Raw genomic sequence first — 25,998 nt, 5'->3', positions numbered from 1 at the left:
GCATGACGATAAACCCAAGTTTCCCAATTGATGCCACAGCCCTGCTGACCGGCCTGTCCCATGCCGCCATGCGGCAGGTGATGCTGCACCAGGCCCAGGAGCACGAACTGCGGGTCGTGGAGGACAGCGAAAGCGCTGTCAGCATTGAGGTGCCCTCCTTTGGGCAATACCGTTTTGAACCCGCAGAAGGTGGCATCCACATTCGGATTTCAGCGGCGCTGCCGGACCGCTTGTTCATGCTCAAAGACAGTTTTAGCGAAACCCTGTCCCAGCTGCTGCCCGAGGCGGCAAAGGACCTGCGTTGGTCGGATAGCGCAACCCTGCCCAACCGCCCGCCAAATCTGCACTTCACCCGTGTTGTCTCTGTCACGCAGGTGGGAACCACCTTTCTTCGGGTGCGCATCCAAGCCGATGATCTAAGCAGTTTCCAGGATGACGCCATCCACTTCCGCCTGCTCTTGCCCGCCCCGGATTGCACCAAACCGGAATGGCCCAGCCTTGCGGAAAATGGCGCCACGGTCTGGCCCAAAGGCGAAAAGGCGCTGCATCGCCCAGCCTATACCACCCGCTGGATCGACCGGCAGGCAGGGTTGCTGGATTTTGACGTTTTCCTGCACGACGGGGGCCGCGTTACCAACTGGGTGCGCGGCGCCAGCATTGGCGATCTGTTGGTCATCGCCGGGCCAGGCGGCGGCGGCATTCCAGAAGGTTCCAAGATCTGCATCTTTGCCGATGAAACTGCTTTCCCGGCGGTCGCGCGTATTCTCGAAGCCCTCCCCGCCAATAGCACCGGCCAGGTGACCCTGATCGCCGCACAGGGCGCCGACTGCGCCTATCCCATCACCGCGCCTGCAGGGGTCACGCTCACCTGGCTCACCCGCGAAGAGGCCCAGGATGTACCGCGGCAGGCTTTGGCGGCGCATCGAGAACACCCGGATCACTTTTTGTGGCTGGCGAGCGAAAAGTCAGATGTGACGCCAGTGCGCGAAGCCCTGAAGGCCGACAAACCAGCCCCCGGAACCAGCTACATCGCCGCCTATTGGAGCAAGCCATGACCCTGCACATCTCTCTTTCAGCTGTCCTGTTGTTGGCCGCGACGTCCTATGCCGCAGCGCAAGAATCCGCCCAGGCCCCTGCCCCTGCGGCCCCCGTCCTTGCCGCGCCCACTGTGGACAGCACGGGCAGTGGCCTGGTGACGCCCCCTATGGCACCAACCGATTTGAATGCGGCGCGTCCGGCCCTGTCCCCCCCGGTCGAGGGCGCAGCGGCGGAAGCCACCGCGCCGATGGCAGCACCTGCGACACCTGTTTTCGAGGCAACAGCCAGCGACAGCCCTACCACAGCTGCGCCACCTTCCACCTCTGCAGTCTCGCAAGAGGTCTCGGACCCCGCCGCAGCACCTGCCGAATTGGGCGATGGGGCCGCCCCAAATGCAGCTGTTGAACTCCCCGCCCTAGAACCACTTAGCCGACAGGAAGAAATGCTGCAGCTGGCAGAAGAGACCTCTGGCAAAGCGATGAAATTCCTGCGCGACGGCGGGCCTTCGATCTGGGCTATCGCGGCGCTTTCGGTGATCACCCTGGCGCTGATCCTGTGGAAAATCTGGCGCCTGGCGCTGATCGGCGCCTGGTCCCGTGGCAAGGCCAGCAAAGCGGTCTTGGCCTATGAGGCCGGTAATCCAGCGGCGGCTCTGGCCATTGTTGAGGGCCGAATGGGCATTCGTTCCAAGGTGGTCAGCGCCGGGTTGACCGCCCTGCGTCAACTGCCCGAAGACCGCGCCCGGGAAGAAACTGCTAGAATTGCCAAAAAACATCTCGCAAAGGCGGGCACCGGGCTGGGCGCGCTGGAGCTGATCGCGACAATTGCACCGCTTCTGGGTCTGCTGGGCACGGTTCTGGGCATGATCGCTGCCTTCCAGGCGCTGCAACAGGCCGGCTCCAAGGCCGACCCTGCGCTGCTGGCCGGGGGCATATGGGAAGCCCTGCTGACCACGGCTGCAGGCATGGCTGTGGCCATCCCGGCTTCGGCGGCCCTTACTTGGTTTGAATCGGTCATCACCGGCATCCGTCAGGATATAGAAGACAGCGCCACCCGGCTGTTTGTAGCCGAGGTTCCCCAAGACCTCCCCATGGCGGCCGAGTAAGGTGATGCAATTCACCCAAGCCAGGCGCCCAAGGCGCAAACCCAGCCTGACCCCGATGATCGACGTGGTCTTCTTGCTGCTGGTCTTTTTTATGCTGGCATCACGATTTGGCAGCGATGCGGTGCTGGAACTGCCCCTTGCCGGGCGCGGCGGTGAATACACCGGACCGCCACGGCTGGTGGGGATTGGGGCGGGTAATCTGGATCTGAATGGCGTTCCGATCGCCGCCAGCCACCTGCCCCTGGCGCTGGCGCCGCTGATGTCCTCGCCGGAGGATATTCTCATCCTGCGCGGCCGCGATGGGGCCGATCTGCAACGTATCATCGACGTGACCACCCTGCTGCGCGACGCCGGGCTGGTCAACGTCGTACTGGTGGAGTGAGACGCGCAATGGACCTGTCCCCTGCTGTGAAACGCCCTCGCGCGGAATCCATTGTGCCGATGATCAATGTGGTGTTTCTGCTGCTGATCTTCTTTCTGATGACCTCGCATCTGGCGCAGCCCGAACCCTTTGAGGTCACGCCGCCCGGTGCCAATCTTGAGGCAGAAGCCGAAGCTGAACCTGTGCTCTACATAGATGCCGAGGGGCGGATGCATTTTGACGGGGCCGAAGGTGAGGCCGCGCTAGAGATGCTGGCGCGCGTGAGTGCCGACACTCCGATGGTGCTGCTGCGGGCTGACGCCAAACTGGAAGCCACCACTCTGGCGGGTATTCTGAAAAAGCTGGCGGCAGCGGGGCTTGCCCGTGCCGAATTGGTGGTGACACCACAATGAAACGTACCGCAGAAATAACCCTGTTTGCAGGCCTGGCCGCGCTTATCCATGTCAGCCTTTTTGCCTCGGCCCCGAAATCTGGCGTGCAGTCCAGCGGCGCCGGGGGCGAGGCCATGGTCTCAATCGAAGCCGCCAGCGCCACGGTTGCTGAAATGGTCGAGGCCTGGGAGCGCCCGCCGCCGCGTCCGCAGATGGTGAAACCGGACCTGGAACAACCGCGAACACCAACAGATGCGCCGCAGATGCCCCAGTTTGAACTGACCGATGCCCCCCGTGCCGCTGTGCTTGTGGCCCTAGAGGAACCAGAAGAGGCGGATGTGGTGGAGATTGATCAGTCAACGCCTCCCCCACCCCCGCCGCCAGAACCGGAGCCCAAACCCGAACCAAAGCCGGAACCAAAACCGCGCCCCAAGCCAGCGCCCAAACCGGTGGAGACGCCGCCAACAGCGCAGACCTCCAATCAGACCTCTGCTGGCCGCGCAGCACAACGTGCTGCCGGATCTGGTGGAGGGGCTCAGGCCGGCGCCGCGGGCGGTGCCACAACGGCCACCAGCTCCGCAGGGCAAAGGGCAAAGCTTCAGTCGATCTGGGGGGCAAAGATCCGCTCCCGGATTGAACGGCGCAAACGCTACCCATCCGGGACACGCGGATCTGGCCGGGTGGTTTTGCGCATTACGGTGGCCGCCAACGGTACGCTGGTCAACTACCGGGTCGCCAAATCTTCGGGCGTTGCCGCCTTCGATCAGGCGGCGCTAAAGGCCGTCAGCCGGGCCGGAAAATTTCCCAAAGCTCCCAAGGGTATTGGTGCCTCTCAGTTCACCTTCAACCTGCCGATGAGCTTTGCCAAGTAGCGCCACGCCCTTCCCCCAACATCACCCCACAAGAAACCCCGCGCCCTATCAACAGGGCGCGGGGTCTTTGTTTACGTTGCATCTGGGATGGTTTTAGAATTTGGAGGTCAGGGTCAGGGCAACATTTCTGCCTTCGCCAAAGTAGCAAGAGCCGGACTGGCAGGTTGCCATGTAGCGCTCATCTGTGAGGTTGCGTAAATTCAGCGCCACCAGCCAATTGTCCCGGCCGTAGGATACTGCCGCGTCATAAAGCGTATAGGACGGCGTCAGATAGGTGCTGGCACCACCCCAGGCCTCGCCGTTGTAGCGCATCCCCGCGCCCAGCTTCCAGCCCGCCATCGCTCCATCCAGCGGTTCGTAGTTCACCCAAAGCGAGGCTGCGTTTTTAGGCACCTGAGCAATGTAATCCCCGTCGGCATCCTCGGTATCGAGATAGGTATAGGCAAAATTGACCAAAACATCGCCAAAGCGGTGAAATGCCTCAAATTCAAAGCCCTTGGCACGTGCCTCTCCGGTTTGCACCTGAAAGCCGGGGTTGGCGGGATCTGCCACCGTCAGATTGGATTTGGTCAGATCAAAGGCCGAGACCGTCAGCAGGGTATCTGTGCCCACAGGTTGGTACTTCAGACCCAGCTCGACCTGCTCTCCCTCGGTTGGCTCGAAGGGGGTACCATTGACATCCGCCCCAATGGCATCCTGCCGGAAGCTTTGAGCATAGCTGAGGTAGGGCGCCAGCCCGTTATCAAAGCGGTAGAGCACCGCCGCGTTTCCGCTCCAGGCGCTGTCCTGTGCCGCCACTGTTGTGGCACCAAAGCTGCCATTGCTGGTGCCGGTCTCGATATCGCCGTAGCGCAGACCAAGATCCACAAAGAGCCGATCCTGAAAAACCGCACGCTGCTGCAGATAGACGCCCCATTCGGTGATGGTATTGCCCGCCGTGTCTGTGACCGTGATTGGGTTGAAACCGCCATAGGTTGGATTGAACGGATCAATGGGGGCGACCTGGGTTCCATAGCCAGTATCGCTGTCATAGTAGCCCTGGGTATAGCTGGCTCCGAGAATGGTGCGCATCTCGATGCCGCCCAGGCCGTATTCAGCTGTGGCATAGCTGTCCAGCCCCCAGGTCTTCAGCTCGTTTTCAGCCCGGTAAAACGTCCGGTTGATGGTGCCATCCGGGTTGTAGCGCCCGTTGCCAGTGTTATCAAAGGCCCACCAGGCGTGCTGATACAGGGACTCGCCCTCCAGGTAGCGCGCACTGGCATTCATGCTCCAGGTCGCATTGAAGCGGTGCTTGAACATCGCTGTGATCGCGCGCTGCTCGGTGTTATAGGTGTCAAAGCCCGGCTCACCGATAAAGGTATCACTGTCCAGATATGTCCCGGTGCCAAAGCCGGTCGCCGGCAGTAATGTCCCATAGATCGAGGCAAACTGGATCAGCGGGCTGCCATCGTTCTTCTGATAGTTGGCCAGCACAGTTAGCTCAGTGCTTTCACTGGGCCGCCAGGTAATCGAAGGCGCCAAAGCAATGGCATCATCCTGGGAAAAATCAACGGAATCCTTGGATTCCCGCAGCAACCCGACAAAGCGATAGCGCAGCGTGCCTGCCGCGTTCAAATCGCCGCTAACATCCCCGGCGATTTGCATGCGGTCATTGGAGCCCGCCTGAACCTGCACCATGTTATCGGCATCCTGCGCCGCTGTTTTTGAGGTGGTATTGACCACCCCACCAACAGAGCCGCTGCCATAAAGCCCGGAGGCCGGACCTTTGAGAACCTCAACACTGTTCAGCATAAAAGTTTCAGGTCTGGTATCGTTGTAGTACCCATAGCGCGAGGGCAGTCCGTCGTGCAGCGTCGAGGGGGAAAAGCCACGGATCAGGGACCAATCTGAGCGGGCATCCTGGCCCCACTGGCCGCCAACAATCCCGGCCGAGTACTGCAGAACCTGGTCCACACTTTGCGCGCCACGCTCGGCCATTTGCTGCGCGGTGATCACGCTGACAGAGCGAGGTGTTTCCAGAATACTGTCGCCGGTCTTTGACACGGTTCCAGTGTCGAGCGCGACGCTCTTGCCAAAGTAGGCTTCCTCGGTCTCGCCCGAGACATTGATTTCTTGAAGGTCAACAACCTGGGCCATAAGAGGCGTTGCCGCCATCAAAGCCCAAATCGAAACGGTCGTTCGGTGTAAAAGCATATCCCATCTCCGCCTATGCTGCGGTTATTGTTTTTGCCTGACGGAGAGCTGGGTATCGCTGCGCTAAGTATTCCCGCAGGCAAGGTCAAGAGTGACAGGGGCGGCGCGTCTTCTTGTTGCTGATTTGCCATGTTTTTATGCGGTTTATCGGCGCCTGCTGCTTCAGGCCTGCCTGCGTTTTCCCTTAGCAAAAGCAAGAACGGCCCCGGAAAATCCGGGACCGTTGATTTCGCCGCCCAAGCCTGTGGCTTAAAATGCCAGCCGTGCGGTGACTGCAAGCGACCGTCCAGGCTCGCCATAGGCCAGAACCCGACCGTTGTCGCTGCCCTGTGTGGCGCGTGAGATGTAGTAGCTATCGAACAGATTGTTGATCTCGGCACGCACGGTAAGTCCCTGAACACGGGCTGGTTTATACTCGGCGAACAGATTGACCACCTCGTATCCCGGCAATGTGACATTGGCGAGGTCCAGCGACAGGGCCGCCTCCGCGGTGCCGCCAACTCTCCAATCGGTCGCCACGTCAAAAGCCCCCTGGATCGCCAGGATATGCCCCATGGGCTGCGCCGCATAGTAGTTGGTGGTAGTGGAGATCTGGCCGTCTTGGGTCACGTCGGCATAGCTATAGGTGCCGCGCAGATAACCTGACGCAAAACTATAACCCAGCGCCGCATCGACGCCTTCAGTGACAATATTGCTGGCGCTCGCCTGATCGGCACTGTTGCGGGTGCGAATATTCTCGGCATCGGTGCGGAACAGGGCAAAGCTCGCATCCCAATTGCCTGTGTTCACCTTGAGCCCAATACGCAGGTTCTCCGTCTCTTGCGCCTGCATCCCCGCGTAGTTCACCCAAGGGTAAGAGTAGTTGATGATCGCGGTTTCACCCAGCTCAAAGCCGCCCCAGACCTGGGAATAGGCGGCCTCGAGTGTCACCGCATCGCTGAGTGCATAGCTGCCCGAGATATTGTACGAGAAGCCGTCATCCGAAAGCTTGGTCCCGTCCCAGCCAGTAAAGTTCTGGTGGTCTGCGCGCAGACCATAAGACAGCGAGAACACATCCGAGAGCTCTGACCGCATCTGGGCAAAAATCCCGACATTTCTGGTTTTTTCGCTATAGGGTCCAAAAGAGCCCCCCACCAATGCAGGGTCTGTATATCTGCCCTGAATGGCCCCACCGGCGCCTTGCTGTTCAAAAAAGTCGATCCCGGCTGTCAGGCTGTGGTTGCCAAACAGGAATTCATTCTGGATCTTACCATTCCAGGTCTCGACCTCACCGCCCCACAACGGCCGCGTGTAGCTCGGGTCGACCGGGTCGCCCTGATCCAGCAAGCTGGAAGAAAAGCCAAGGTGGAACTCAGGAGAAAACCCGCCGGTGGCGTTTTCATTCTTCAGGGTCAGACTGTAGTTGCTTTGTTCGACCTTGGTGTCAAACAGAGGGAACACCGCCGTGGTCAGATCGCCAAAATTCGGCCGCGCCTGTCGCCAGCCGCTATCTTGGCTTTCGGACCCCGAAAACTCCAGACGGTAGCCATTGTCCCACTGATAGGCGATTTTACCCAGAAACGAGGTCAGGTCAGCGGCAGAACCGCGATAGGTCGTGCCCGCGCCGTCCTGATAGTCATCGCCTGTCGCCTTGGATCCATAAAGAATATATTCAAAGGCGCCTTGGCGACCATAGAGGGTCAGGTCTCGGCGGAAGGCGGCGCTGTTGCTGTCATAGGACAGGCTGGCCACGCCGCCGAAATTATCGCCCTCCTGCAGCAAATCCGCCGCATCCTTGGTTTCGTAAGCGATCGACCCCGCGTTGGCCCGTGGCCCATGATCTGCTGTGGTAACCCCGGGTTTGATGGTGGCAGCTTTAAACAGGGCCGGGTCATACATGCCGGTGGTGGCATGGTGGAACACGCCATCGCCCTGCAGGGTGCCATCGATGGTCACGTTCATCATCGAACTGTCCAGACCATTCACATAGGTCTTGTTGCCAGTGGGGATGACCGAGCTCATCACCGAGGCTTCACCGGCAAACAGATCTGACATCTCGCGGGGGGACAGATCTTCGAGGGTTTCCCCCGACAATGATACAGTACCGTGTTGGTTTTCCACGTCGCCAGTGACATTGATTGGGTCCAGCAGAATATCATCAGCCGCGGCCAGTTCAGGCGCGAGGGCAGGCACCAGGGCTGTGCTCATCAACAGAAATAGAGAGAGTTTTTTAGTGGCCATTTTCGCCTCCTAAAGGATGGGTTCAATGGCTTGGTCCCTGCGTGCATGGGGTGCAGAGAATGGCTGGCACAAACTGTTAAGGGCTAGGGGATGAGTCTTCAAGACCTGGCAAAAAATACTTTTTTAACAGAGCCCTGCTGTCGCAACGGCGCGCGTTAAACGATCACCAGCGGCCTTTCATCGGCCATTATCACCCTGGCATCTGTGTCAAAGACCGAATGCAAAAAGGCTTCACTGACCACCTCCTGCGGCGGGCCCGCCGTGACAACACGCCCCGCCTTCATGGCGACAATATGATCGGCATAGCCCGCTGCGTAATTGATGTCGTGCAGGACGATGACAATCGTGCGCCTCTGCCGTGCAGCCAGGCTTTTGAGCCGCGACATCAGACTGCGCGATGCGGCTATGTCCAAATTGTTCAACGGCTCATCCAGCAGCAGATATTCGGTATCCTGCGCCCAGGCCATGGCGGTATAGGCGCGCTGACGCTGACCGCCCGACAGGGTATCCAGGAACCGGTGTTTGATCTCTTGCAGCTCAAAGCTCTCCAGAACCTCGGCGATAACCGCTCGGTCCTTTGGTCCCAGACGCCCCCGGCTGTAGGGATAGCGGCCAAAGCCAACCAGATCTTCGACACTGATGCGATGGGTGCTGGTCAGGACCTGCGGCAGGATGGCCAGCAACTGCGCCAGATCGCCATGGCTAATCTGCTGTAAATCCTGGCCGTTGATCTCAATCTGGCCTGTTTGCAGGGTCTGCAGGCGTGCCACCAGCGACAGCAGCGTTGATTTCCCCGCGCCATTGGGCCCCACAAGCGCCGTCAGCCCCCCATCCGGGATATCGAGGTCTACACCTTGCAGGATGGGCTGCCCGGCAATCTGATGGCTGACATTGCGGATGCGGATCATGTGCTGCCCTTTCGCAGGATCAAAATCAGAAAGACCAAACCGCCAAGGCATTCCACCACAACGGCAAGCGGAGTTTCAAAGTGCAAGATGCGCTCCAGCACCAATTGCCCGCCCACCAATGTGATGCCGCCAATCAAAATGGCCGCAGGCAGAATATGGCCATGGTGCCAGCTGGGGATCACGCGGTACGTCAGGCTGCTGACCAAAAGCCCCAGGAATGCCACCGGCCCCACCAGCGCAGTCGAGACCGAAACCAGCACCGAAATCAGCATCAACACCGTGAGCTGCCCCCGCCGCGGATCCGCCCCCAGACTGACCGGCAGCACCTCACCCAGCGCCAGAACATCAAGCCGATGACGCATCCGCCAAATAGCGCCCCCGGCCAGACAGACCAGAACAGCGCTCACCAGTAAAAGATCCGGGTCGGCCTTGTTAAAGCGTGCAAAGGAGGCCGACTGCAGCACCGCAAACTCGTTTGGGTCAATCAGCCTTTGGATAAACAGAACCAGCGAACGGAACAGCACCCCCAATATGATGCCGGTCAGCACCATGCGCATCAGATCACTGCGTTGGTCGCGCAGCAGCAGGGTAAACAACGCAACCGAAGCCAGCGTCAGCAGGATCAGATTGATCAGGAACAGCGTCACCTTGGGCATCTGCGCATAGCTCCCTGCCCCCATCCCAAAGATCATCAAGGTCAGGATCAACAGGAACAGCGCATCAAACCCCATGATGGAGGGGGTCAGAATACGGTTATGGGTGATGGTCTGAAACAGGATGGTCGCGGTTGAGACCGCGGCTCCAATAAGCAAAAGACTGGCCAATTTTTGGCCCCGAAACCATAGGGTAAAGCTCCAGCTTCCCTTGGCCTCAAGGGTCAGAAACAGCGCCGAGACCACAACAAGAGCGAGGATCAGCCAGAGGAAACGGAGCCTAAGCATTGCGCGGCCTCGCATAGATCAGCCACAAAAAGGCCAGCGTGCCCAGCACCCCAAAGATCGTGCCCACCGGCACCTCATAGGGATGGCGCACAATCCGGGCCAGGATATCGCAGCCCAGCACAAAAACCCCGCCCAACAGCGCCGTCACCGGCAGGGTCGCCCGCAGGTTATCGCCCAGTTGGCGGCTGATCAGATTGGGAATGATCAGCCCAACAAAGGGCAACATGCCCACTGTCACCACCGTAAGGGCAGACACCACCGAGACACAGAGCAGCCCCATGGCCATGACTTGGCGATGGTTGAGGCCGAGGCTCAGGCTCATGTCGCGCCCTAGCCCCAAAATGGCAAATTGATCAGCAATCAGATAGCTGACAAAGGCAGCGATCCCCGCTAGCCACAACAGCTCATATCGGCCTCGCATCACGCCAGAAAACTCGCCCAACATCCAGACATCAATGTATTGGAGCAGATCCACCTGATAGGCGATGAACACCATCACCGCGCCCAGGATCCCGCCATAGACCAGCCCCACCAGCGGCACCAATAGGGGCTCGGTTGGGGGCAAGCGCTGCACCAGGGCCAAAAACCCAAGCGTCCCCAGCAGTGCGGTGACGGCGGCCAAGCTCATCTTGACCGCAAGACCCGCGGCCGGGAACAGCAAGACAGACAACAATATGCCCAGCGCCGCCGCCTGCCCTGTGCCTGCACTGATGGGCTCGACAAATTTATTGCGTACCAGGATCTGCATGATCTGGCCGCTGACCGCCATAGAACAGCCGGTCAGCACCGCCGCAGCGGTACGCGGCAGGCGGCTGACCGCCAGCAATTGCAGCGCCTCTGGATCCCGCAACAGCGCCACCGGGGTAAGGTCAATCACCCCGACAAAGATGGACAACACGGATAGCAGAAGGATCAAACAGAGGCAGATCAGCAGCCAGAGACGCGGCATGGGTTAGCCATTCGCCTCAAAGGTTGCGATCAGCTGGTCCAGCACCCGGTTCATCGACTGAATTCCACCACCCGCAATATAAAGGCTGGCTGCATCCAGATAGATCACCTGACCTTTTTGCCAGGCTGTGGTCTGGCGCACCAGATCATTGTCCAATGTGGCCTTTGCATCCGCGCCGCCCTGGCCAATGGCCGACAGGCGGTCGACGACAAACAGGTAATCCGGGTTGGCATCACGGATGAACTCTGCCGAAACCGCCTCCCCGTGGGCATTCAGCCCCAGATCTGCAGCGGCCTGCGGCACCTCCAGCGTTGTGTGCAGCCAGCCAAAGCGACCATTGGCGCCAAAGGCGGAAATCTTGGGGCCATTTGTCATCACGATCAGCGCCGAGCCTTTGCCACGGGCCAGGGATTTGGTCTGCTCCAGTTTGGCCTGAAAATTGTCCCGCAGCACTGTCGCCTCAGCCTCCTTGCCAAACAGGCGGCCATAATCCTCGAGCCTTTGCAGCGCCACCCCCATCAGATCATCGCCATAGATGGTCATGTCCAGGGTCGGGGCAAACTCTGCCAGTGCTTCTGTCTGGGTAGAGGAGCGTCCACCCGCCAGGATCAGATCCGGCGCCAGCGCATTGATGCTTTCAAAATCGGGCTCAAACAAGGAGCCAACAACCTCTGCTCCCTGCGCCACCTCGTCCAGGTAATTGACGTAAAGATTGCCGATGACCCCAGCGGGTTTCACCCCCAGCGCCGCCAGCGTATCCAAAGTGGCAACATCAAAAACGGCGACCTTTTGAGGCAGGGGTTCAACCTGTTGCAGCCCACGATAGGTCCGCACCTCGATAGGAGCGGCAAAGGCGGCAGTGCAGCAGGCCAGCGCCGCCAGGGTAATCAGCGGTTTCAACATTGATTTCTCCATCAATATTGCATGGCTGACCGAAGCTGGCTCTGCAGGGGGTTCGTCATGTGACTATTGAATTGTATTTGCCCTGTCCAGCGCTTCTGGGTCGCAGGTAAAGGCCAGAACACCATCACAGTTTGCGCCAGACCAGTGGTTCAGGATTTTCGCGAAGGGCAAAGCGCAAAAGATGGCTTTCGACCACCTGGCAGGTCTGCTGCATCTCCTCCTTTGAGGGCGCCTCAATGCACATATGCAAGCCGTCCGTGGTCGTGCGAAGCACCGCAAGCCCGCAGACGAACCGCAGATGCACCGCGCCATCGATTTCAGTAACTTCGATTTTATGCGAGAAATGACTCGCCATCGTGGCGAGGTATCCCGAAGCGCGCGCAGACCGGAATTCCGCTTCGGTTCTCAAAATATCACCCTGGCTTGGATTGGCTACTAACATTCTGGGTTTCCCTGTTTTTTTCCTTCACTCTGGGTGTTGAAATCTGCCTTTGCAGCCGATTAGAATAACTCCGGCATTCCCAGCAGGTTCCCCTATGACGGCCAGAGATGAACACTCCAGCAGTGCAGATTACTTCGGAGACAACACCCCTGTCGTTTCCTACAACCGTGTTTGGTTCAACATCATGCGCGCCCAGCGCAAATTTCTGCCGCGCATTGCCAAGGCGCTGAAAACCTGCGGCATCAATGATCCGATCTGGTATGAAATTCTGCTTGAGGTCGAGCTGGCTGGCCCCGGCGGCCAACCCATGGCGGCGCTGGAGGATAAGCTCTTTGTCGCTCAATATGCCCTGTCGCGCCACATTTCCCGGATGGAAAAAGCTGGGCTGTTGCGGCGCGAATTCATTGCGGACGGTCGGCGCAAGCAGATCCTTTTTCTGACCGAACAGGGCAAAGGCATGCACGCCCGGATCTGGCCGGTCTACTGGGATGCAATGCAAGATGAGATTGGTCCTCATATGACAACGGACGAGGCCTACACCCTGTCCCGCCTGTTGATAAAACTGCTGCCCTGAAACCATTTGGTTCTAGGGCAGCCAGCACAATCTGGGCAGAGTTTTAGAACTTCATCACCGCTTCGACGACAAAGTTGCGGCCCGGTTCGTTCATGGTTTGGAAGCCAGTGAATTCACCGCCATAGGTCGCCCGGTCCGCATAGGTTTCATCAAACAGGTTATTGATGCTGCCCCGAATGCTCACACCGTTCCACGCCGGTGGCGTGTATTCGGCAAAGACATTGGCAACAACATAGCTTGGCAATTCTTTGCCTGCGTAAGATCCGCCGGCGTCATAGGATGCTGCCGCTTCAATACTGCCGCCCAGCAGGGTGTTATACTGCATCAGTTCCTGCTGCACTTCCACAGACAGGACATGCCCCAAAGGTGCGCCAAAGTCCCGCAGATCGAAGCTGCTCGACGGGGCACCATCGAGTGTGGCATCGCTATAGGCATAGCTCAGACGCGCAAAACCACTGCCCCAGCCATAGGTCGCGCCGATGTTGACGCCCTGGCTTTCAAAATCCACCACGGTTGTACCGTCTCGCGCATCATCAAATTTTGTCTTGAACAGCTCGCCGCTGATGGTCCAGGCCCCCGGCGTCCAATCGGCCCCGATGATGATGTTCTGAGCCCGCGACGGCCGCAGGCCCGAATAGTCCCGCGTCAACCAGAACTCAAAACTGTCGCCAAGGTCCAGCCCCCCAAAGACATTCGAGTACCCCGCCCGCAGCGAGAAGTCATCCGTCACCTCATAGGTCACTGACAGGTTCCCACTGGCGCCGCTATGGGAGGAGGTATGAATACTATCCGTTGGGAGCCACTGATAGCCCGTAAAGTCCTGCCAGTCATAGCGCATACCGGCAGAAATATTCAGACGGGCTGTCGGCTCAAGTCGGGCCTGGGCAAAGACGCCGATATTGTCGGATTCTTCCGATGCAAAGTCCGGTGTCACCCAAGAACCCGAGATCGAGGTTTTACGGTTCTGGAAATCAACACCCGCGGTAATTTTGTTGCTGTCAGACAGGTGGAATTCATTTTGCAGCACCAGGGAGTAGGTGCGTGAGGTCGAATTGGTAGAGCCAGCCCAGGCATCATTGGGGCGATCGACATCAGTGCCTGAATAACCAAGGGTTACAGCAGGGTCCCACAGGCCCGTGTTGTTCACATTTTCATAGCGCAAAGAGTAGTTATAGCGCTTGATCAGATAGGCATAGGTGCCGCCTGAGCTTGGCCCAAAGTTCGGCTTATCGTTGCGCCATTCCTCATCTTCAATCTGCTGCGCCGAGAACTCAAGCCGGTGCCCCTGCGCTGACTCGTAGCCCAGCTTCAACAGAGCTGCGGTCATGTTGGCTGCGGTTCCGGTCATTTCGGTTCCGTCGCCATCCTCAAAATTGTCACCCGTGGCGCGTTTTGCATAGGCGACGATTTCAAAACCGTTGCTTTCGCCGGCCAGGGTGAGCGAGCCCTGTGCCGTCCCGCCGTTGTCCCCATAGCTCATACGTGCGGTGCCGCCGACGCTTTGACCTTCGGTCAGGATATCTTCGGCATCCACCGTTTCCATCACAACACGTCCCGCCATGGCCCGCGGGCCGGCATCTGCAGGCGCGACACCGGGATCAACGCGCACAGATTTCATCAGACCAGGATCAAAAGCATTGGCACTGAGATGGTGGAAAACCCGGTTATTCTGCGACACGCCATCCACTTGGATCGCCAGGTTCAGCATGTCGACACCGTTGACAAAAATCTTCTGCGCAACCGGGATTGCACCACCAACCGAGACACTGGCGATACCCGCAAACAGATCTTTGACATCCCCCATACGGGCGCGTTCCAGCTCCGCATCGGCCACATAAACCGATGAGGACCGGTCAGCGGCATTGCCCTTTTCATCCTGCTGGCGCACCAGGATCGGATCAAGAGAGATGACATCTCCCTCAAGCTCCTGCGCGGTGGCAGGCAGAACAGAAAGTAGAGTAAGCGCTGTCCCGCACAAAAGGCGAGCGCGCAGCGCGTCAGTTTGGATAGCCATGGTAGTCCCCAAGATTCAGGTTGGTGCTGGGCTTGCCCTGAATCGGGGCTGGCGAGGCGTTATCGTCGGCGTTTTTACGCCCACAGACCTAGGCATGCAAGTGCATGTTATAAATTTTCAACCCGTTTCCCGCGCGCTTCAGATAGAAAAGTGGCTCACACCTGCTTAGTGCAGTTCACGTGATGGGCTAGCCTTTGCCCCTGCGCATAGCAAAGATTCCCGCGCATACCGCCCAGAACCTGGCCACCTAACCTCAAGACTTTAACGAGGTTAGTTGCGCCCAGGGAGCAAGCTTTGCAAACCAAGCTCTTTGCTGCGTCGAGGGATGAAACACGTTAGTGCGCCTGGTGGTTTTCTGGGGGCATCTATCTGGCGGGCGTCTATCCTGTGGCGCCGCAAGAGCGCCGTCAGATCGACCCGAGGTAATACCCGATGGCCTCGGCCAATTCGGTTTCCTCATAGCCAAAATGGGAGCGGACGACCTCTTCCAGTTTTCGAAAGGTGGCAGCGGCCTGAACAAAATTTGCATCGCTCGGAACCTCTGCCAGCACCTCCGCTGCACGACCAAGGCGGATGATTAGCTCATGGACCACCTCGTGCTCTGACTTCAATTTGGCCACAACCTCGCGGAACTTTCCTCCACCCGAGGCCTCGATCCGGGGGAACATATCAGCGCTTTCGATGTCGTGGTGAAACTTGAGAATCTGGCACTCGCGCCCGCAAAGCGAACCAAAGGCTTGAAAATTCTCAGCCATGTCGAGCGAAAGCACGATTTTCTTCAGGTGCTCAGGAGGCGTATCTCCTGCTTCGATCCGTGCCAGGACCGCGCCGATTTGGGCCATCTCCATCAAATACTGCCGATGGATGGCCGCCAGTTGCCGCCCTTGGCGACGATGCCTGTCCGTTGCCGCCGGCACCAGCGGCGCTTTTGGTCGTGCGGCCTCGTCGAGGCTGAGGTCATCCAGAGATTGTGTCGAAAGGTCTGTCATGGTGGACAAAAACCGCCATAGGCGCGCGGTGTCAAGGACGTTTACTTTGGGTCTGAAACTGCCCTACTGCAAGGCAGCGCTTTGGGAGGGGAGGATTTCATCGCGACTTTGGCCGTGGTGCGAACTTTTCCAGTGGTCAGGCCCAAGGTCTGTCCCGCAGATCAATAGGCGTTCAAATTCGATTTCACAGCTCGGGCTCGGTAAAGGCCGAAGAGGACGCCGTATCAATAAACGCTTTCACCAGATGCAATCGCGCCCGGTCCTTTGGCGCCACCACAGCAGTTTCATGGGTTTCTGAAAGCTCAGCGATAGGCACCTCAATCAATCCCCGCGAGATGAGACCGCTGTTGCCGAGAAAGATTGCAATGCCAGCGCCCTGCAGAACCGCCTCGCACATGAGAGGAAAGGTGGTCATTTTTATGATACGTTTTAACGGGATGCGGTGTTTTGCCTGCGCTTCACGTACAACCCGTTCGGTCAATGAGCCGTTTTCCGGCAGGATGATCGTCTCGTGTTGTAGATCTTCAAACCGCAGCAGATCACGATGCGCCAAGGGTGAACTCGGCAGCAGATAGGCGACATAGCGGGTTTTTTGCACCGCCACCCGCACCCAATCATCTATGTTTGGTGGATCCGTGATCAATCCAACATCCGCCCGCCTTTCACGCAATAATCGCGTCGCGGTGGTCCAGGCATAGAGCGAGAAGTCAATTTCCACGTCCGGATAGATTTTGCGAAACTGGCTGATGGCCCGCAGCGCCGGAAGCGGCGCATTGGCGATGATCTTGAGATGCCCCCGCGACATCGCTTCATAGCCTTCCAGGCGCTCCCTGATCGAAGAATCCAAAGTGACCAGACGGTCCGCCAGGTCATATAGCTCCTGTCCCGTGCGTGTCAGGGCAACACCGTCGCGACTGCGCAACAACAGTTGTGATCCAACCTGTTTTTCGAGCTTGGCCACATGCTGAGTGACCGCAGATTGCGTGACCCCAAGCCGGTTCGCGGCACCGGAGAAACTCCCTTCACGCACAACATAGGCAAAGGCCACAAACTGGTGATGGTTGGCGCGCATTGGGCCTCTCATTGCTATTGGCCAAGGCTTAGCTGCCATTAGTTTCACTAATATGACGTCACAAAAGTGAAGGCTGTGGTTTCTAAACCATCCCTGTCAGATGGAGGAATCAGATGGCCGGATTGAGCATCGAGAACATCAATAAACGCTTTGGAGAGACCGAAGTCCTCAAAGCCGTGTCCCTGGATATCGCAGATGGCGAGTTCGTTTCTCTGGTCGGACCATCGGGCTGCGGCAAATCCACTTTGCTAAGGATCATCGCAGGCTTGGAGACACAGACCTCAGGCGATGTTCGCATTGATGGCACAACTGTAGCCGGGCGGCGGGCGGCAGATCGAAATCTGTCGATGGTGTTCCAATCCTACGCGCTCTACCCGCATCTTAGCGTCGGTGAAAATATTGCGGTGCCTCTCAAGATGCGCCGGATGAACAGCTTGCAACGCCTGCCCCTCCTGGGCGGTCTTCTCCCCGGGACAGGCCGCCGCGCCAACGAGATCGGTAAAGACGTCATACAGGCGGCTGAGATGCTGGAAATCGGCCACCTTCTGGACCGCAAACCCGGTCAGCTATCTGGCGGACAACGACAGCGCGTGGCTTTGGGGCGGGCTTTGGTCCGTGATCCGGCGGCGTTCCTGCTGGATGAGCCCCTGTCCAATCTGGATGCAAAACTACGGGTGCAGACGCGCGCCGAAATCGCGCAGTTGCACCGCCGCCTGCAGGCCACATTCATCTATGTCACCCATGATCAGGTCGAGGCGATGACCATGTCGGACCGCATCGCCGTCATGATGGGGGGGCGTATATTGCAATGCGCGTCACCTGAAACCGTCTATGATGATCCTGACCGGATCGAGGTGGCGGAGTTCATCGGCTCGCCGAAAATCAACCTGTTGCCGGTAGAACTGAGTGAGACCGGACAAATCCATTTGTTTGGTCACGTTCTGCCCCTCACAACCAATTGCCGGACCAGAGGGGTTGCGTCGCTTGGGCTACGCCCCGAAGCCCTGCACCTTGCCGGGGAAGACGCGCCAATTCAGGGCCGCGTGGTACATAGCGAAAACCTTGGCTCTGAAATGTTTATCCAGATTGAGGTGATGGGGCTGGAACCACGCATCACCTTCCGTGCGACGTCCGACAAACGCGCGTCATTGACCCTGGGGACTTCGGTCGGTCTGACTTTTGACATGGCCAAGGCGCTGATTTTTGATGCCACTGGCGCACGCCTGCGTGAGATCAGTCCAACACGGGCGCCGAAAGCCGAGGTGGCCTGACATGTCGCTGACAGATACCCAGCCGGGCAAGGCCGTCGCGTCCGAAGCCTCGTCTTACAACACCAAAGAACGCCGCACCGCCTGGATTTTGACCGCCCCTGCCCTCATCCTGATGGTGATCATCCTACTTGCTCCGATCGCGATCGCCGGGCTCTTGTCCTTCACCAATTATTCGCTGGGCAACAGCGGCTTCGACTGGGTCGGCACAAGTAATTATGAAAAGCTGTTCACCCGCTCGACCTATGAAAAAATGTTCGTCGCCACGCTGACCTATGTGGTGACGGTTGTGCCAATTTCGGTCGGTTTGGGGCTGGGGGCGGCATTGCTGATCAACTCCCTTGGGCGGTTTCGCGAAATCTATAAGACGATCTATTTTTTGCCGGTCATGGCCACGCTGCTGGCGATGGCCATCGCCTGGGAGTTCATGCTGCATCCCTCCATTGGCATGATCAATCATACGCTCGAGATCGGCTGCGGAACGTTTCTGGAACGCATCTGGCCCTTTATGGCCCATGGCTGCGCCGAGCACTTCCCTGTCTGGCTCGGCGACAAACGTTATGCGATCTGGGTGATCAGCTTCATCGGCATCTGGCAGGGCTTTGGCTTCAACATGGTGCTTTATCTTGCAGGTTTGACCGGTGTCCACCGTGAGCTGTATCACGCCGCCGAAATGGACGGAGCGCGCTCTGCCTGGGACCGGTTCCGCCTGGTGACCTGGCCCGCCCTTGGGCCAACCACTGTGTTTGTCGTCACCATCTCCTGCATCCGCGCCTTTCAGGTTTTTGACACCATCGAAGCCTTCTGGCCGCAGGGTGGCGGTCCCAATAAATCCACCTACGTGATGATGTTCGCCATCTTTGAGAAAGGCGTGAAGCAGAACCTGATCGGTATCGGCTCGGCCATAACGATGGTGTTCCTCGCATTTGTCATGTTCCTCACCCTGATCCAGCGCTGGCTGGTGGAACGAAAGGTTCACTACTGATGACCCGCGATTGGTGGAAACATCTGCTTCTTATCCTCGGTGTGATTGTCGTTATCGCCCCCTTTTACATGATGGTCAGCTACTCCTTCAAATCCCCCGGAGAAATCGACCGGGGCGAAGGTGGCTTTTTTGGACATCAAGACATGATGGTGGATGAGCGCTGCGTGGCGCTGAGGGATCCAAGCCGGGACGATATCCTGGCTGCAGCGCCTCGGTTTGTGGGCCAAAGCGACCGCAGCATCCGCGAGGCCCTGGTTGCCGAAGCCGAAATCGACTGTTCCATGCGCCCGGTGGTGTTTAATTACACCATGGCTTTCAGCGAGGCGCCGCTGCTGCGGTACTTGCTGAATGGCCTGCTGGTCACCGCATCGATTTTTCTGATCCAAGTGGTGGTGGCCCTGCCAGCGGCCTATGCCTTGGCCAAGCTCAAGTTCTGGGGGCGTGATGCGGTATTTGCGCTGGTGTTGTTTTGCCTTTTGATCCCCGTTCATGCGATCGCCCTGCCGCTCTACATCCTTTTGGCCAAACTGGGATTGACCAACACCTATGCCGCCCTGGTGGTGCCCTGGACAATTTCGGTCTTTGGTATCTTCCTGATGCGTCAGTTCTTTATGACGGTGCCGGACGATCTGATTGATGCCGCCCGCATGGATGGCATGGGCGAGTTTGCCATCGTCTGGCGGGTGATGTTGCCCACAGCCATCCCGGCGCTGCTTGCCTTTGCGATCTTCTCGATCGTGGCCCATTGGAACGACTATTTCTGGCCGCGTATTGTCGTCACCGGCAACCGCGACCTGTTCACGCCTCCCCTGGGGCTGCGTGAATTCAAAGGCGGCGCAGATGGTTCGTACTTTGGCCCGATGATGGCAACAGCCACGGTCATCGTCACACCGCTGATCGTCGCCTTTATGCTAGCGCAAAGGCGCTTCATCGAAGGCATCACCCTAAGCGGCATGAAATAGCGGCATGAAATGAACGTGGGGGCGCCCGCAAAGGCACCCCCTCCCGTAATCCCGCAAGGGACAACCCCGGAGCCCCCGTCTGCAAACATCGGCTCCTAGATCCGGCAAGAGAGGACTATTCCATGAAACTGACTGCCACCGCAATGGCCTTGGCCCTGAGCGCCACCGCCGTTTTCGCCGAAGACACTGTAACCATTGAGTTTGCCTACCCCTACAGCCATCTGTTTGATGTCACGTATGAAGCCATGATGCCGGCCTTCAAAGAAGCCCATCCAAACATCGAGGTGAAGTTCCGCGCCACCTATGAATCCTACGAGGACGGCACCAATACCATCCTGCGCGAAGCTGTGTCGGGCAACCTGCCGGATGTAACCATGCAGGGTCTCAACCGCCAGCAGATCCTGGTCGATAAAGGCATTGCCAAATCACTGGAGCCCTTTATCGCCAAGGAAGAAAATTTCGCCAAAGAGGGCTATCACGATGCCATGCTGTCGCTTTCCACCTTTGGTGGCGCGGTGCACGGCCTGCCATTCTCTGTGTCCCTGCCGGTTGGATATTACAACATGGATGTCCTCAACGCGGGTGGCATCGAGGCGCTGCCAACCACATGGGACGAGGTAATCTCCGCCTGTGAAACCATGAAAGCCAACGGCGTTGACAACCCGGTCTTCTGGGGATGGAACATCACCGGCAATTGGTTCATGCAGGCCCTGATGTGGTCCCAGGACAAGGCCATTGTGGAAAATGGCCATGTGACCATCGACAGTCCCGAAGCCCTCGCTGCGATGGAGCAGATGCAGGCGATCTTCAGCAAATGTGAGATGCAGAACCTGGAGTGGAAAGCCGCCCTGTCGTCTTTCTCGGCGGGTGAGATCGGCATGATGTTCTGGTCCACCTCTGCTCTGGGGGCGGTGGAGCGTTCCCAGGGTGATTTTGAGCTGGTCACCGGACCGTTTCCTGGCATGGGCGAAACACCCAAAGGCCTGCCCGCAGGGGGCAATGCCGCCTTGCTGACCTCGACCTCAGAGGATCCCAAGGTACAAGCGGCCGCATGGGCCTGGCTCAAGTTCATCACCTCCGGGGAAGGCGCGTCAGAGGTGGCAAAAACCACAGGCTACATGCCCCCCAACAAGGCTGCCAACGAAGTGATCCTGGCCGATTTCTATGAGCAGAACCCAAACAAGCAGACTGCCGTCGACCAGTTGCCGCTGCTGCGTGACTGGTTGGCCTATCCGGGGGACAACGGTCTGGCGATCACCCAGGTGCTTTATGACGGGATCGAGCGCATTGTCACCGGCGATGCCACCGACATGAAAGAGCTTCAGCAAGAGCTGGTGGAAGAGGTCGCCGATCTCCTGCCGAACGGCTAAATCATCTGATCAACGGTCGCGTGAAATTGCTCACGCGGCCGCCCTTATTCTGGACAGGCACCCATGAAAATAATCCACATTTCTGACATCCATCTGACAGTTCCCGGCGAAAAAATGGGCGGGCTGGATCCCCATGCGCGGTTTGCACAGGCCCTGGCGGATGTCGCCACACATCACCCGGATGCCACACGCGTCATCATTACGGGCGATCTGACCCATTGGGGGGAACAGGCCGCCTATGAAGCGCTGCAACAGGCTGTCGCAGATCTGCAAATTCCGGTGCGCTTGCTGATCGGGAACCATGACAACCGCAAAACATTTCTGTCTGTATTCAACGACCACCCCACTGATGGGGCGGGATTTGTCAACTACGCTGAAACGCTGGAGGGCGTGCGCTTTATTTATCTCGACAGCGTGGGGGAACGGACCCACGCAGGTCATTTCTGCGAGACCCGCCGTGCCTGGCTGCACAACGAGCTTGCCAATTGTGACCGCGCCCGCATTTTTCTGCATCACAACCCGATGCTGTTGGGTCTGCCAGCTGAAGACAAAATTTCATTGGTTGAAAGAGACCGCGCCCCGTTCCGGGATCTGATCGCTGCCCATTCAGCCAAAATTGACTACATACATTTTGGCCATGTTCACGCACCGATCCACGGGTGTTTTGCCGGGGTTCAGTTTGCCAGCGTCGCCTCGACGGGCAACCAGTCGATCCCGGATTTTAACGAAGCAGATCTGTTAAAGGGAGCGCCCATGGCTCCGTCTTACTTTGTGCTTTTGATACAGGGATCCGACACAACGATCCACCAGATGCCGTTTACTTGGGAAGGGCCGATTGTCACCACTGGCACCCGTTGGGAGGACTGGGCCAAGCCAGATGAGGCAGCACAATAACCTGCACCACTAATTGATCCGGTTTGTTCCCGCGATCAGAGCGTCAAAGATCAACGCAGCCGGTGCTGCGCTGGTCTAGAAGCTCAATACAAAACAGCGGCTTCACCATGGAACGGGTTTTCCTGCCCAGTCAAAGAAGCCTCCATTCTGGCTGGGAGACAACTGATCAAGAACCGCAACAAGGTTTGCAGCCGCCTCACTTGGAGCAACCTTTTGGTGGCCGGGATAGGCTTTGGTGAAGGGGGTCTCCACCGTGCCCGGATGTAAGGACACGACAATGGCGTTTTTGCGCTTTCTCGCGATCTCAATGGCTGCCGTGCGCACAATTTGATTGGCCGCAGCCTTGGCCGCGCGGTAGCTGTACCACCCCCCGAGATGGTTATCACCGATCGAGCCGACACGAGCGGTGATAACCCCCACGACGCAGCGCCGGTCTTTTGGCAGCAGCCGTGGCACGTTTTGCAGAACCAGCGCCGGGCCGATCGCATTTACAGCCATGACCTGCGCCATGTTTTCTGCGGATATTTCCGAAAGCGATTTTTCGGGGCGCGCGCCCTCAGTCGCAAGGATACCACTGGCAACCAAAACAGTATCGAAGGGGCCATGGAAGGCCGCAAGAACACGCTCAACACTCTCGGGGTTGGTTAAGTCGAACCCGTCTGCGGTCCGCGAAATTTGTGTCACCTCAGAGCCATGTTTTGCCAGGGCGGTACAAAGCGCAGCACCAATACCCCCCCGACGCCCCGATGACAAGTGCCCGGCGTGTCATACGCGCCCACCCGATCGTGACAAGCTACAGTGTGGGGACCGCAACCCCGTGCCCCTCCACGATCTCAGCCCATCCTGACGGCCCTCACGGCGCAAGGCCCGCTGTATAGAAGGCGACCGGGTAGAAGGCGGCCGGATTTTTGTTGGCATCTCTCTGTTTTGCATTGAACGCGCCTCGATTTCACCTGTCCTGAATATCGGATCAGTCCCCAAAAAACGGTCAGGCCCTTTGGTTTCCTTGTATAAGTGATACGGTCCAATTCTGAGTTCAGATCACCGCAATAATCCAAGCACGATAGTGAACCATTCCCGGCCAGCCTTCGTATAGGGTAAAAGAGAATAAACAAGTGAAGTAAGATGCTAAGCTCAAAACCCATCATTTTCTGGTTCCGTCGAGATTTCAGGCTGGCGGAGCACGCGGCGATTTTAGCTGCCAGCCAGAGCCAACGCCCAGTTATTCCAGTGGTCTTGCTTGATGAAGTTGCCGAAACCTATGGGGCGGCCTCCAAATGGCGGTTGTCGCAAGCGATTGAACAATTTGAACACCGCCTAAAGGGCGTTGGATCCCGACTGATCCTGCGGCGGGGAACCGCTGCAGAGGAACTGCTGGCCCTGGCGCGCGAAACCGGTGCCGAGGATATTTGGTGGACCCGCGCCTATGATCCAGACGCGATTGCACGCGACACAAAGGTCAAATCAACACTGAAAGACGCAGGTTTCAAACCGCGAAGCTGGCCGGGTCACCTGCTCTTTGAACCCTGGGCGGTCAAGACCAAACAAGGCGGTTTCTTCAAGGTCTACAGCCCCATGTGGCGTGCTGTAAAAGATCTGGATGTTGCCCCGCCTGAGGCTGCCCCCCAGCAGCTTTTGGCTCCTGATAGCTGGCCGCAATCTGATCGGTTACAGGACTGGGCGCTGGAAACGGCAATGCACCGCGGAGCACGGATCTTGGCGCCACATGCCAATGTGGGTGAGCAGGCGGCAAATGCGCGTCTTGCCGATTTCATGAGTGCGCGAATTGGAGACTACAAAGACCGCCGCGACTTCCCGGCCCAAAACGCAACTTCCCGTCTTTCCGAAAACCTGGCCTGGGGTGAAATCGGCCCTCGTACGGTCTGGCATGCGGGGCTACGTGGATATCTAGAAGGCCAGCGCGGGGCGGAACATTTTCTGCGGGAACTGGTCTGGCGCGAGTTTGCCTACCATCTGGTGTATCACACCCCGCAGATCACCCAGGAAAACTGGAGATCACAGTGGGATGACTTCCCATGGTCGGAGCACGAGGATGAAGCGGTTCTGCGATGGAAACAGGGGCGCACAGGGGTTCCACTTGTGGATGCCGCCATGCGAGAGATGTACGTGACCGGCCACATGCACAATCGGGGCCGCATGATCGTCGGGTCTTTTCTGACGAAACACATGCTAAAACACTGGCGCATTGGGCAGAAATGGTTTGAGGAATGCCTCATTGATTGGGACCCTGCGGCGAACGCCATGGGATGGCAATGGGTTGCCGGGAGCGGACCAGATGCGGCGCCCTATTTCCGGATTTTCAATCCTGAAACGCAGGCGCAAAAGTTCGATGCCGAACAGGCCTACATTCACCGGTTTCTGGCAGAGCGCGCACCAACCCCCGGCCCAGAGGCTTTGGCGTTTTTTGATGCCTGCCCGCGTGCCTGGGGCCTGTCAAAGGACGATCCATACCCAACCCCGGTTGTCAGCATTGGTGAGGGCCGCAAAAGAGCGCTGGCAGCATATGACGCCCGTTGAACCTGAGAGGTAAAACAAACCCCCATGACTGATCGCCATTGAAGCTGCAAACCATAGCTGAGACGTGACAAACGCTGTTCTGCCCAGCACTGATACCGGCACTACAGAATGCGCCTGCGTCTAAAAAATCATCACTGCCTGCGCTTAGGCGCGCCAAAATTCGAACACCGGTCTCAGCCACCTTGTCCTGACCAATACGGCTGGGCATAAATAGCCTATGACAAATCCCCTTAGCGTGATGGTCTTTACCGACCTGGATGGTACATTAATCGACCATGACACCTATCGGTGGGACGCTGCGCAAGAGGCTTTGACAGCGCTCAAACGCATCTCCGCTGCAGTTGTCCTGGCAAGCAGCAAAACCGCCGCTGAAATTGGCGCTTTGCGGTCAGAACTGGGGCTCGAAGGCTGGCCAGCCATTGTCGAGAATGGCGCAGGCATTCTCTCGCCCCATGGCACAACCGCGCATCAGGGGGCGCAGTATGATGCGGTTAGATCTGCCCTTGAGACACTGCCCAGAGCGCTTCGCGAGTGTTTTCGCGGCTTTGGCGATATGACCGCCAATCAGCTGGTTGAAATGACCGGTCTGGCCCTGCCGCAGGCGAAACTGGCACAGCAGCGCGCGTATTCTGAACCCGGGCAGTGGCTGGGCACCGCGCAACAGCAAGCGGATTTCCTGGCCTGTCTTCTGGAGCACGGGGTGACAGCGCAACAGGGCGGACGTTTTCTTACCCTCTCTTTTGGAGGCAACAAGGCCGATAAACTGTTAAAAATTGTGCAAACATACCAGCCACAGCATACAATCGCGCTGGGAGACGCCCCCAACGATATTCAAATGCTGGAAAACGTGGATTTTGGTATTGTCGTGGCCAATCCACATCGCGCTCCATTACCAGTGCTAAAGGGAGAGGCGCGGGGTCAAATATTACGCACCAAAGAGGCAGGCCCCGTGGGGTGGAATACGGCGGTCCTACAGTTACTCGACCGGTTGCACATGAAGTAGGATCA

General features: G+C 58.1%; 24 protein-coding genes. 13 read left to right on the top strand and 11 right to left on the bottom strand.

Annotated elements, in window-relative coordinates; translation table 11 throughout:
* The first annotated feature begins 2 nt into the window (after positions 1-2).
* The 5 genes from QZ268_RS00465 to QZ268_RS00445 are packed head-to-tail and all read left to right on the top strand — an operon-like array spanning position 3 to position 3,768.
* On the top strand, positions 3-1,055 hold the full coding sequence (locus QZ268_RS00465; RefSeq protein ID WP_295446670.1) for a siderophore-interacting protein: 1,053 nt from the start codon (positions 3-5) through the stop codon (positions 1,053-1,055).
* On the top strand, positions 1,052-2,143 hold the full coding sequence (locus QZ268_RS00460) for a MotA/TolQ/ExbB proton channel family protein (RefSeq protein ID WP_295446668.1): 1,092 nt from the start codon (positions 1,052-1,054) through the stop codon (positions 2,141-2,143). Before QZ268_RS00465 ends, QZ268_RS00460 begins: the two co-directional genes overlap by 4 nt.
* Before the next feature lie 4 nt (positions 2,144-2,147).
* A complete protein-coding gene (locus QZ268_RS00455) occupies positions 2,148-2,525 on the top strand; it encodes a biopolymer transporter ExbD (RefSeq protein WP_295446666.1) in 378 nt (125 codons plus the stop codon).
* Positions 2,526-2,533: 8 nt separating this feature from the next.
* Complete coding sequence (locus QZ268_RS00450) at positions 2,534-2,917, top strand: biopolymer transporter ExbD (RefSeq protein WP_295446664.1); 384 nt, start codon at positions 2,534-2,536, stop codon at positions 2,915-2,917.
* The gene (locus QZ268_RS00445; RefSeq protein ID WP_295446662.1) at positions 2,914-3,768 is read left to right on the top strand and encodes an energy transducer TonB; all 855 of its coding nucleotides are present in this window, start codon (positions 2,914-2,916) and stop codon (positions 3,766-3,768) included. The genes QZ268_RS00450 and QZ268_RS00445 overlap by 4 nt, the downstream gene beginning before the upstream one ends.
* Positions 3,769-3,861: 93 nt before the next feature.
* Here QZ268_RS00445 and QZ268_RS00440 read toward each other — a convergent pair whose 3' ends face one another.
* The 7 genes from QZ268_RS00440 to QZ268_RS00410 all read right to left on the bottom strand — a co-directional run bounded on the left by QZ268_RS00440 (position 3,862) and on the right by QZ268_RS00410 (position 12,324).
* Positions 3,862-5,961: a TonB-dependent siderophore receptor gene (locus tag QZ268_RS00440; protein ID WP_295446660.1), complete on the bottom strand. Its 2,100-nt coding sequence runs from the start codon at positions 5,959-5,961 to the stop codon at positions 3,862-3,864.
* 249 nt (positions 5,962-6,210) lie between these two features.
* Positions 6,211-8,181, bottom strand: a complete 1,971-nt coding sequence (locus QZ268_RS00435) for a TonB-dependent receptor (protein WP_295446658.1) — start codon at positions 8,179-8,181, stop codon at positions 6,211-6,213.
* 155 nt (positions 8,182-8,336) lie between these two features.
* Entirely contained in the window at positions 8,337-9,089 is a 753-nt protein-coding gene (locus QZ268_RS00430; protein WP_295446656.1) for an ATP-binding cassette domain-containing protein, read from the bottom strand.
* Entirely contained in the window at positions 9,086-10,030 is a 945-nt protein-coding gene (locus tag QZ268_RS00425) for an iron chelate uptake ABC transporter family permease subunit (protein ID WP_295446654.1), read from the bottom strand. Before QZ268_RS00425 ends, QZ268_RS00430 begins: the two co-directional genes overlap by 4 nt.
* On the bottom strand, positions 10,023-10,979 hold the full coding sequence (locus QZ268_RS00420) for an iron chelate uptake ABC transporter family permease subunit (RefSeq protein ID WP_295446652.1): 957 nt from the start codon (positions 10,977-10,979) through the stop codon (positions 10,023-10,025). The genes QZ268_RS00425 and QZ268_RS00420 overlap by 8 nt, the downstream gene beginning before the upstream one ends.
* Before the next feature lie 3 nt (positions 10,980-10,982).
* Positions 10,983-11,882 (bottom strand): siderophore ABC transporter substrate-binding protein, encoded by a 900-nt coding sequence (locus QZ268_RS00415; protein ID WP_295446650.1) that lies wholly within the window; start codon positions 11,880-11,882, stop codon positions 10,983-10,985.
* 124 nt (positions 11,883-12,006) lie between these two features.
* On the bottom strand, positions 12,007-12,324 hold the full coding sequence (locus QZ268_RS00410) for a DUF2218 domain-containing protein (RefSeq protein ID WP_295446648.1): 318 nt from the start codon (positions 12,322-12,324) through the stop codon (positions 12,007-12,009).
* A 94-nt stretch (positions 12,325-12,418) separates the two neighbouring features.
* Between QZ268_RS00410 and QZ268_RS00405 the strand changes: the two genes are divergently transcribed.
* Positions 12,419-12,898 (top strand): MarR family winged helix-turn-helix transcriptional regulator, encoded by a 480-nt coding sequence (locus QZ268_RS00405; protein WP_295446646.1) that lies wholly within the window; start codon positions 12,419-12,421, stop codon positions 12,896-12,898.
* Positions 12,899-12,941: 43 nt separating this feature from the next.
* On the opposite strand, the gene QZ268_RS00400 is transcribed toward QZ268_RS00405, so the two are convergent.
* The 3 genes from QZ268_RS00400 to QZ268_RS00390 form a co-directional block, all read right to left on the bottom strand.
* Entirely contained in the window at positions 12,942-14,912 is a 1,971-nt protein-coding gene (locus tag QZ268_RS00400) for a TonB-dependent receptor (RefSeq protein ID WP_295446644.1), read from the bottom strand.
* Between the two features lie 407 nt (positions 14,913-15,319).
* The gene (locus QZ268_RS00395) at positions 15,320-15,901 is read right to left on the bottom strand and encodes a hemerythrin domain-containing protein (RefSeq protein ID WP_295446642.1); all 582 of its coding nucleotides are present in this window, start codon (positions 15,899-15,901) and stop codon (positions 15,320-15,322) included.
* A 184-nt stretch (positions 15,902-16,085) separates the two neighbouring features.
* Positions 16,086-16,973: a LysR family transcriptional regulator gene (locus QZ268_RS00390; protein WP_295446640.1), complete on the bottom strand. Its 888-nt coding sequence runs from the start codon at positions 16,971-16,973 to the stop codon at positions 16,086-16,088.
* 113 nt (positions 16,974-17,086) lie between these two features.
* On the opposite strand from QZ268_RS00390, the gene QZ268_RS00385 reads away from it, so the two are divergent.
* The 5 genes from QZ268_RS00385 (at position 17,087) to QZ268_RS00365 (ending at position 22,452) form a co-directional block, all read left to right on the top strand.
* On the top strand, positions 17,087-18,244 hold the full coding sequence (locus QZ268_RS00385; RefSeq protein WP_295446638.1) for an ABC transporter ATP-binding protein: 1,158 nt from the start codon (positions 17,087-17,089) through the stop codon (positions 18,242-18,244).
* Between the two features lies 1 nt (position 18,245).
* On the top strand, positions 18,246-19,226 hold the full coding sequence (locus QZ268_RS00380; protein ID WP_295446636.1) for a sugar ABC transporter permease: 981 nt from the start codon (positions 18,246-18,248) through the stop codon (positions 19,224-19,226).
* A complete protein-coding gene (locus tag QZ268_RS00375) occupies positions 19,226-20,188 on the top strand; it encodes a carbohydrate ABC transporter permease (RefSeq protein ID WP_295446634.1) in 963 nt (320 codons plus the stop codon). The genes QZ268_RS00380 and QZ268_RS00375 overlap by 1 nt, the downstream gene beginning before the upstream one ends.
* 122 nt (positions 20,189-20,310) lie before the next feature.
* Entirely contained in the window at positions 20,311-21,558 is a 1,248-nt protein-coding gene (locus tag QZ268_RS00370; protein ID WP_295446632.1) for an extracellular solute-binding protein, read from the top strand.
* Between the two features lie 63 nt (positions 21,559-21,621).
* Entirely contained in the window at positions 21,622-22,452 is an 831-nt protein-coding gene (locus QZ268_RS00365; protein WP_295446630.1) for a metallophosphoesterase, read from the top strand.
* A gap of 102 nt (positions 22,453-22,554) precedes the next feature.
* Here the strand turns inward: QZ268_RS00365 and QZ268_RS00360 are convergent, their stop codons facing one another.
* On the bottom strand, positions 22,555-23,136 hold the full coding sequence (locus tag QZ268_RS00360; protein ID WP_349376360.1) for an SDR family oxidoreductase: 582 nt from the start codon (positions 23,134-23,136) through the stop codon (positions 22,555-22,557).
* 441 nt (positions 23,137-23,577) lie between these two features.
* On the opposite strand from QZ268_RS00360, the gene QZ268_RS00355 reads away from it, so the two are divergent.
* Together QZ268_RS00355 and QZ268_RS00350 are read left to right on the top strand one after the other, a co-directional pair.
* Entirely contained in the window at positions 23,578-24,990 is a 1,413-nt protein-coding gene (locus QZ268_RS00355; RefSeq protein WP_295446628.1) for a deoxyribodipyrimidine photo-lyase, read from the top strand.
* Positions 24,991-25,207: 217 nt separating this feature from the next.
* The gene (locus QZ268_RS00350; RefSeq protein WP_295446626.1) at positions 25,208-25,993 is read left to right on the top strand and encodes an HAD-IIB family hydrolase; all 786 of its coding nucleotides are present in this window, start codon (positions 25,208-25,210) and stop codon (positions 25,991-25,993) included.
* Positions 25,994-25,998 lie beyond the last annotated feature (5 nt).

This window comes from uncultured Pseudophaeobacter sp., from assembly GCA_905479575.1.
Lineage (GTDB): Bacteria > Pseudomonadota > Alphaproteobacteria > Rhodobacterales > Rhodobacteraceae > Pseudophaeobacter.
The sequence above is the reverse complement of the archived record's forward strand: the minus strand, read 5'-3'. Positions and strand labels throughout refer to the sequence as shown.

Coding starts and splice junctions, on each gene's coding strand:
- QZ268_RS00420 (WP_295446652.1), bottom strand. CDS start 10,979: ATGCCGCGTCTCTGGCTGCTGATCTGCCTCTGTTTGATCCTTCTGCTA.
- QZ268_RS00435 (WP_295446658.1), bottom strand. CDS start 8,181: ATGGCCACTAAAAAACTCTCTCTATTTCTGTTGATGAGCACAGCCCTG.
- QZ268_RS00455 (WP_295446666.1), top strand. CDS start 2,148: ATGCAATTCACCCAAGCCAGGCGCCCAAGGCGCAAACCCAGCCTGACC.
- QZ268_RS00445 (WP_295446662.1), top strand. CDS start 2,914: ATGAAACGTACCGCAGAAATAACCCTGTTTGCAGGCCTGGCCGCGCTT.
- QZ268_RS00350 (WP_295446626.1), top strand. CDS start 25,208: ATGACAAATCCCCTTAGCGTGATGGTCTTTACCGACCTGGATGGTACA.
- QZ268_RS00365 (WP_295446630.1), top strand. CDS start 21,622: ATGAAAATAATCCACATTTCTGACATCCATCTGACAGTTCCCGGCGAA.
- QZ268_RS00400 (WP_295446644.1), bottom strand. CDS start 14,912: ATGGCTATCCAAACTGACGCGCTGCGCGCTCGCCTTTTGTGCGGGACA.
- QZ268_RS00460 (WP_295446668.1), top strand. CDS start 1,052: ATGACCCTGCACATCTCTCTTTCAGCTGTCCTGTTGTTGGCCGCGACG.
- QZ268_RS00410 (WP_295446648.1), bottom strand. CDS start 12,324: ATGTTAGTAGCCAATCCAAGCCAGGGTGATATTTTGAGAACCGAAGCG.
- QZ268_RS00405 (WP_295446646.1), top strand. CDS start 12,419: ATGACGGCCAGAGATGAACACTCCAGCAGTGCAGATTACTTCGGAGAC.
- QZ268_RS00380 (WP_295446636.1), top strand. CDS start 18,246: ATGTCGCTGACAGATACCCAGCCGGGCAAGGCCGTCGCGTCCGAAGCC.
- QZ268_RS00375 (WP_295446634.1), top strand. CDS start 19,226: ATGACCCGCGATTGGTGGAAACATCTGCTTCTTATCCTCGGTGTGATT.
- QZ268_RS00370 (WP_295446632.1), top strand. CDS start 20,311: ATGAAACTGACTGCCACCGCAATGGCCTTGGCCCTGAGCGCCACCGCC.
- QZ268_RS00430 (WP_295446656.1), bottom strand. CDS start 9,089: ATGATCCGCATCCGCAATGTCAGCCATCAGATTGCCGGGCAGCCCATC.
- QZ268_RS00395 (WP_295446642.1), bottom strand. CDS start 15,901: ATGACAGACCTTTCGACACAATCTCTGGATGACCTCAGCCTCGACGAG.
- QZ268_RS00440 (WP_295446660.1), bottom strand. CDS start 5,961: ATGCTTTTACACCGAACGACCGTTTCGATTTGGGCTTTGATGGCGGCA.
- QZ268_RS00465 (WP_295446670.1), top strand. CDS start 3: ATGACGATAAACCCAAGTTTCCCAATTGATGCCACAGCCCTGCTGACC.
- QZ268_RS00415 (WP_295446650.1), bottom strand. CDS start 11,882: ATGTTGAAACCGCTGATTACCCTGGCGGCGCTGGCCTGCTGCACTGCC.
- QZ268_RS00425 (WP_295446654.1), bottom strand. CDS start 10,030: ATGCTTAGGCTCCGTTTCCTCTGGCTGATCCTCGCTCTTGTTGTGGTC.
- QZ268_RS00385 (WP_295446638.1), top strand. CDS start 17,087: ATGGCCGGATTGAGCATCGAGAACATCAATAAACGCTTTGGAGAGACC.
- QZ268_RS00355 (WP_295446628.1), top strand. CDS start 23,578: ATGCTAAGCTCAAAACCCATCATTTTCTGGTTCCGTCGAGATTTCAGG.
- QZ268_RS00450 (WP_295446664.1), top strand. CDS start 2,534: ATGGACCTGTCCCCTGCTGTGAAACGCCCTCGCGCGGAATCCATTGTG.
- QZ268_RS00390 (WP_295446640.1), bottom strand. CDS start 16,973: ATGCGCGCCAACCATCACCAGTTTGTGGCCTTTGCCTATGTTGTGCGT.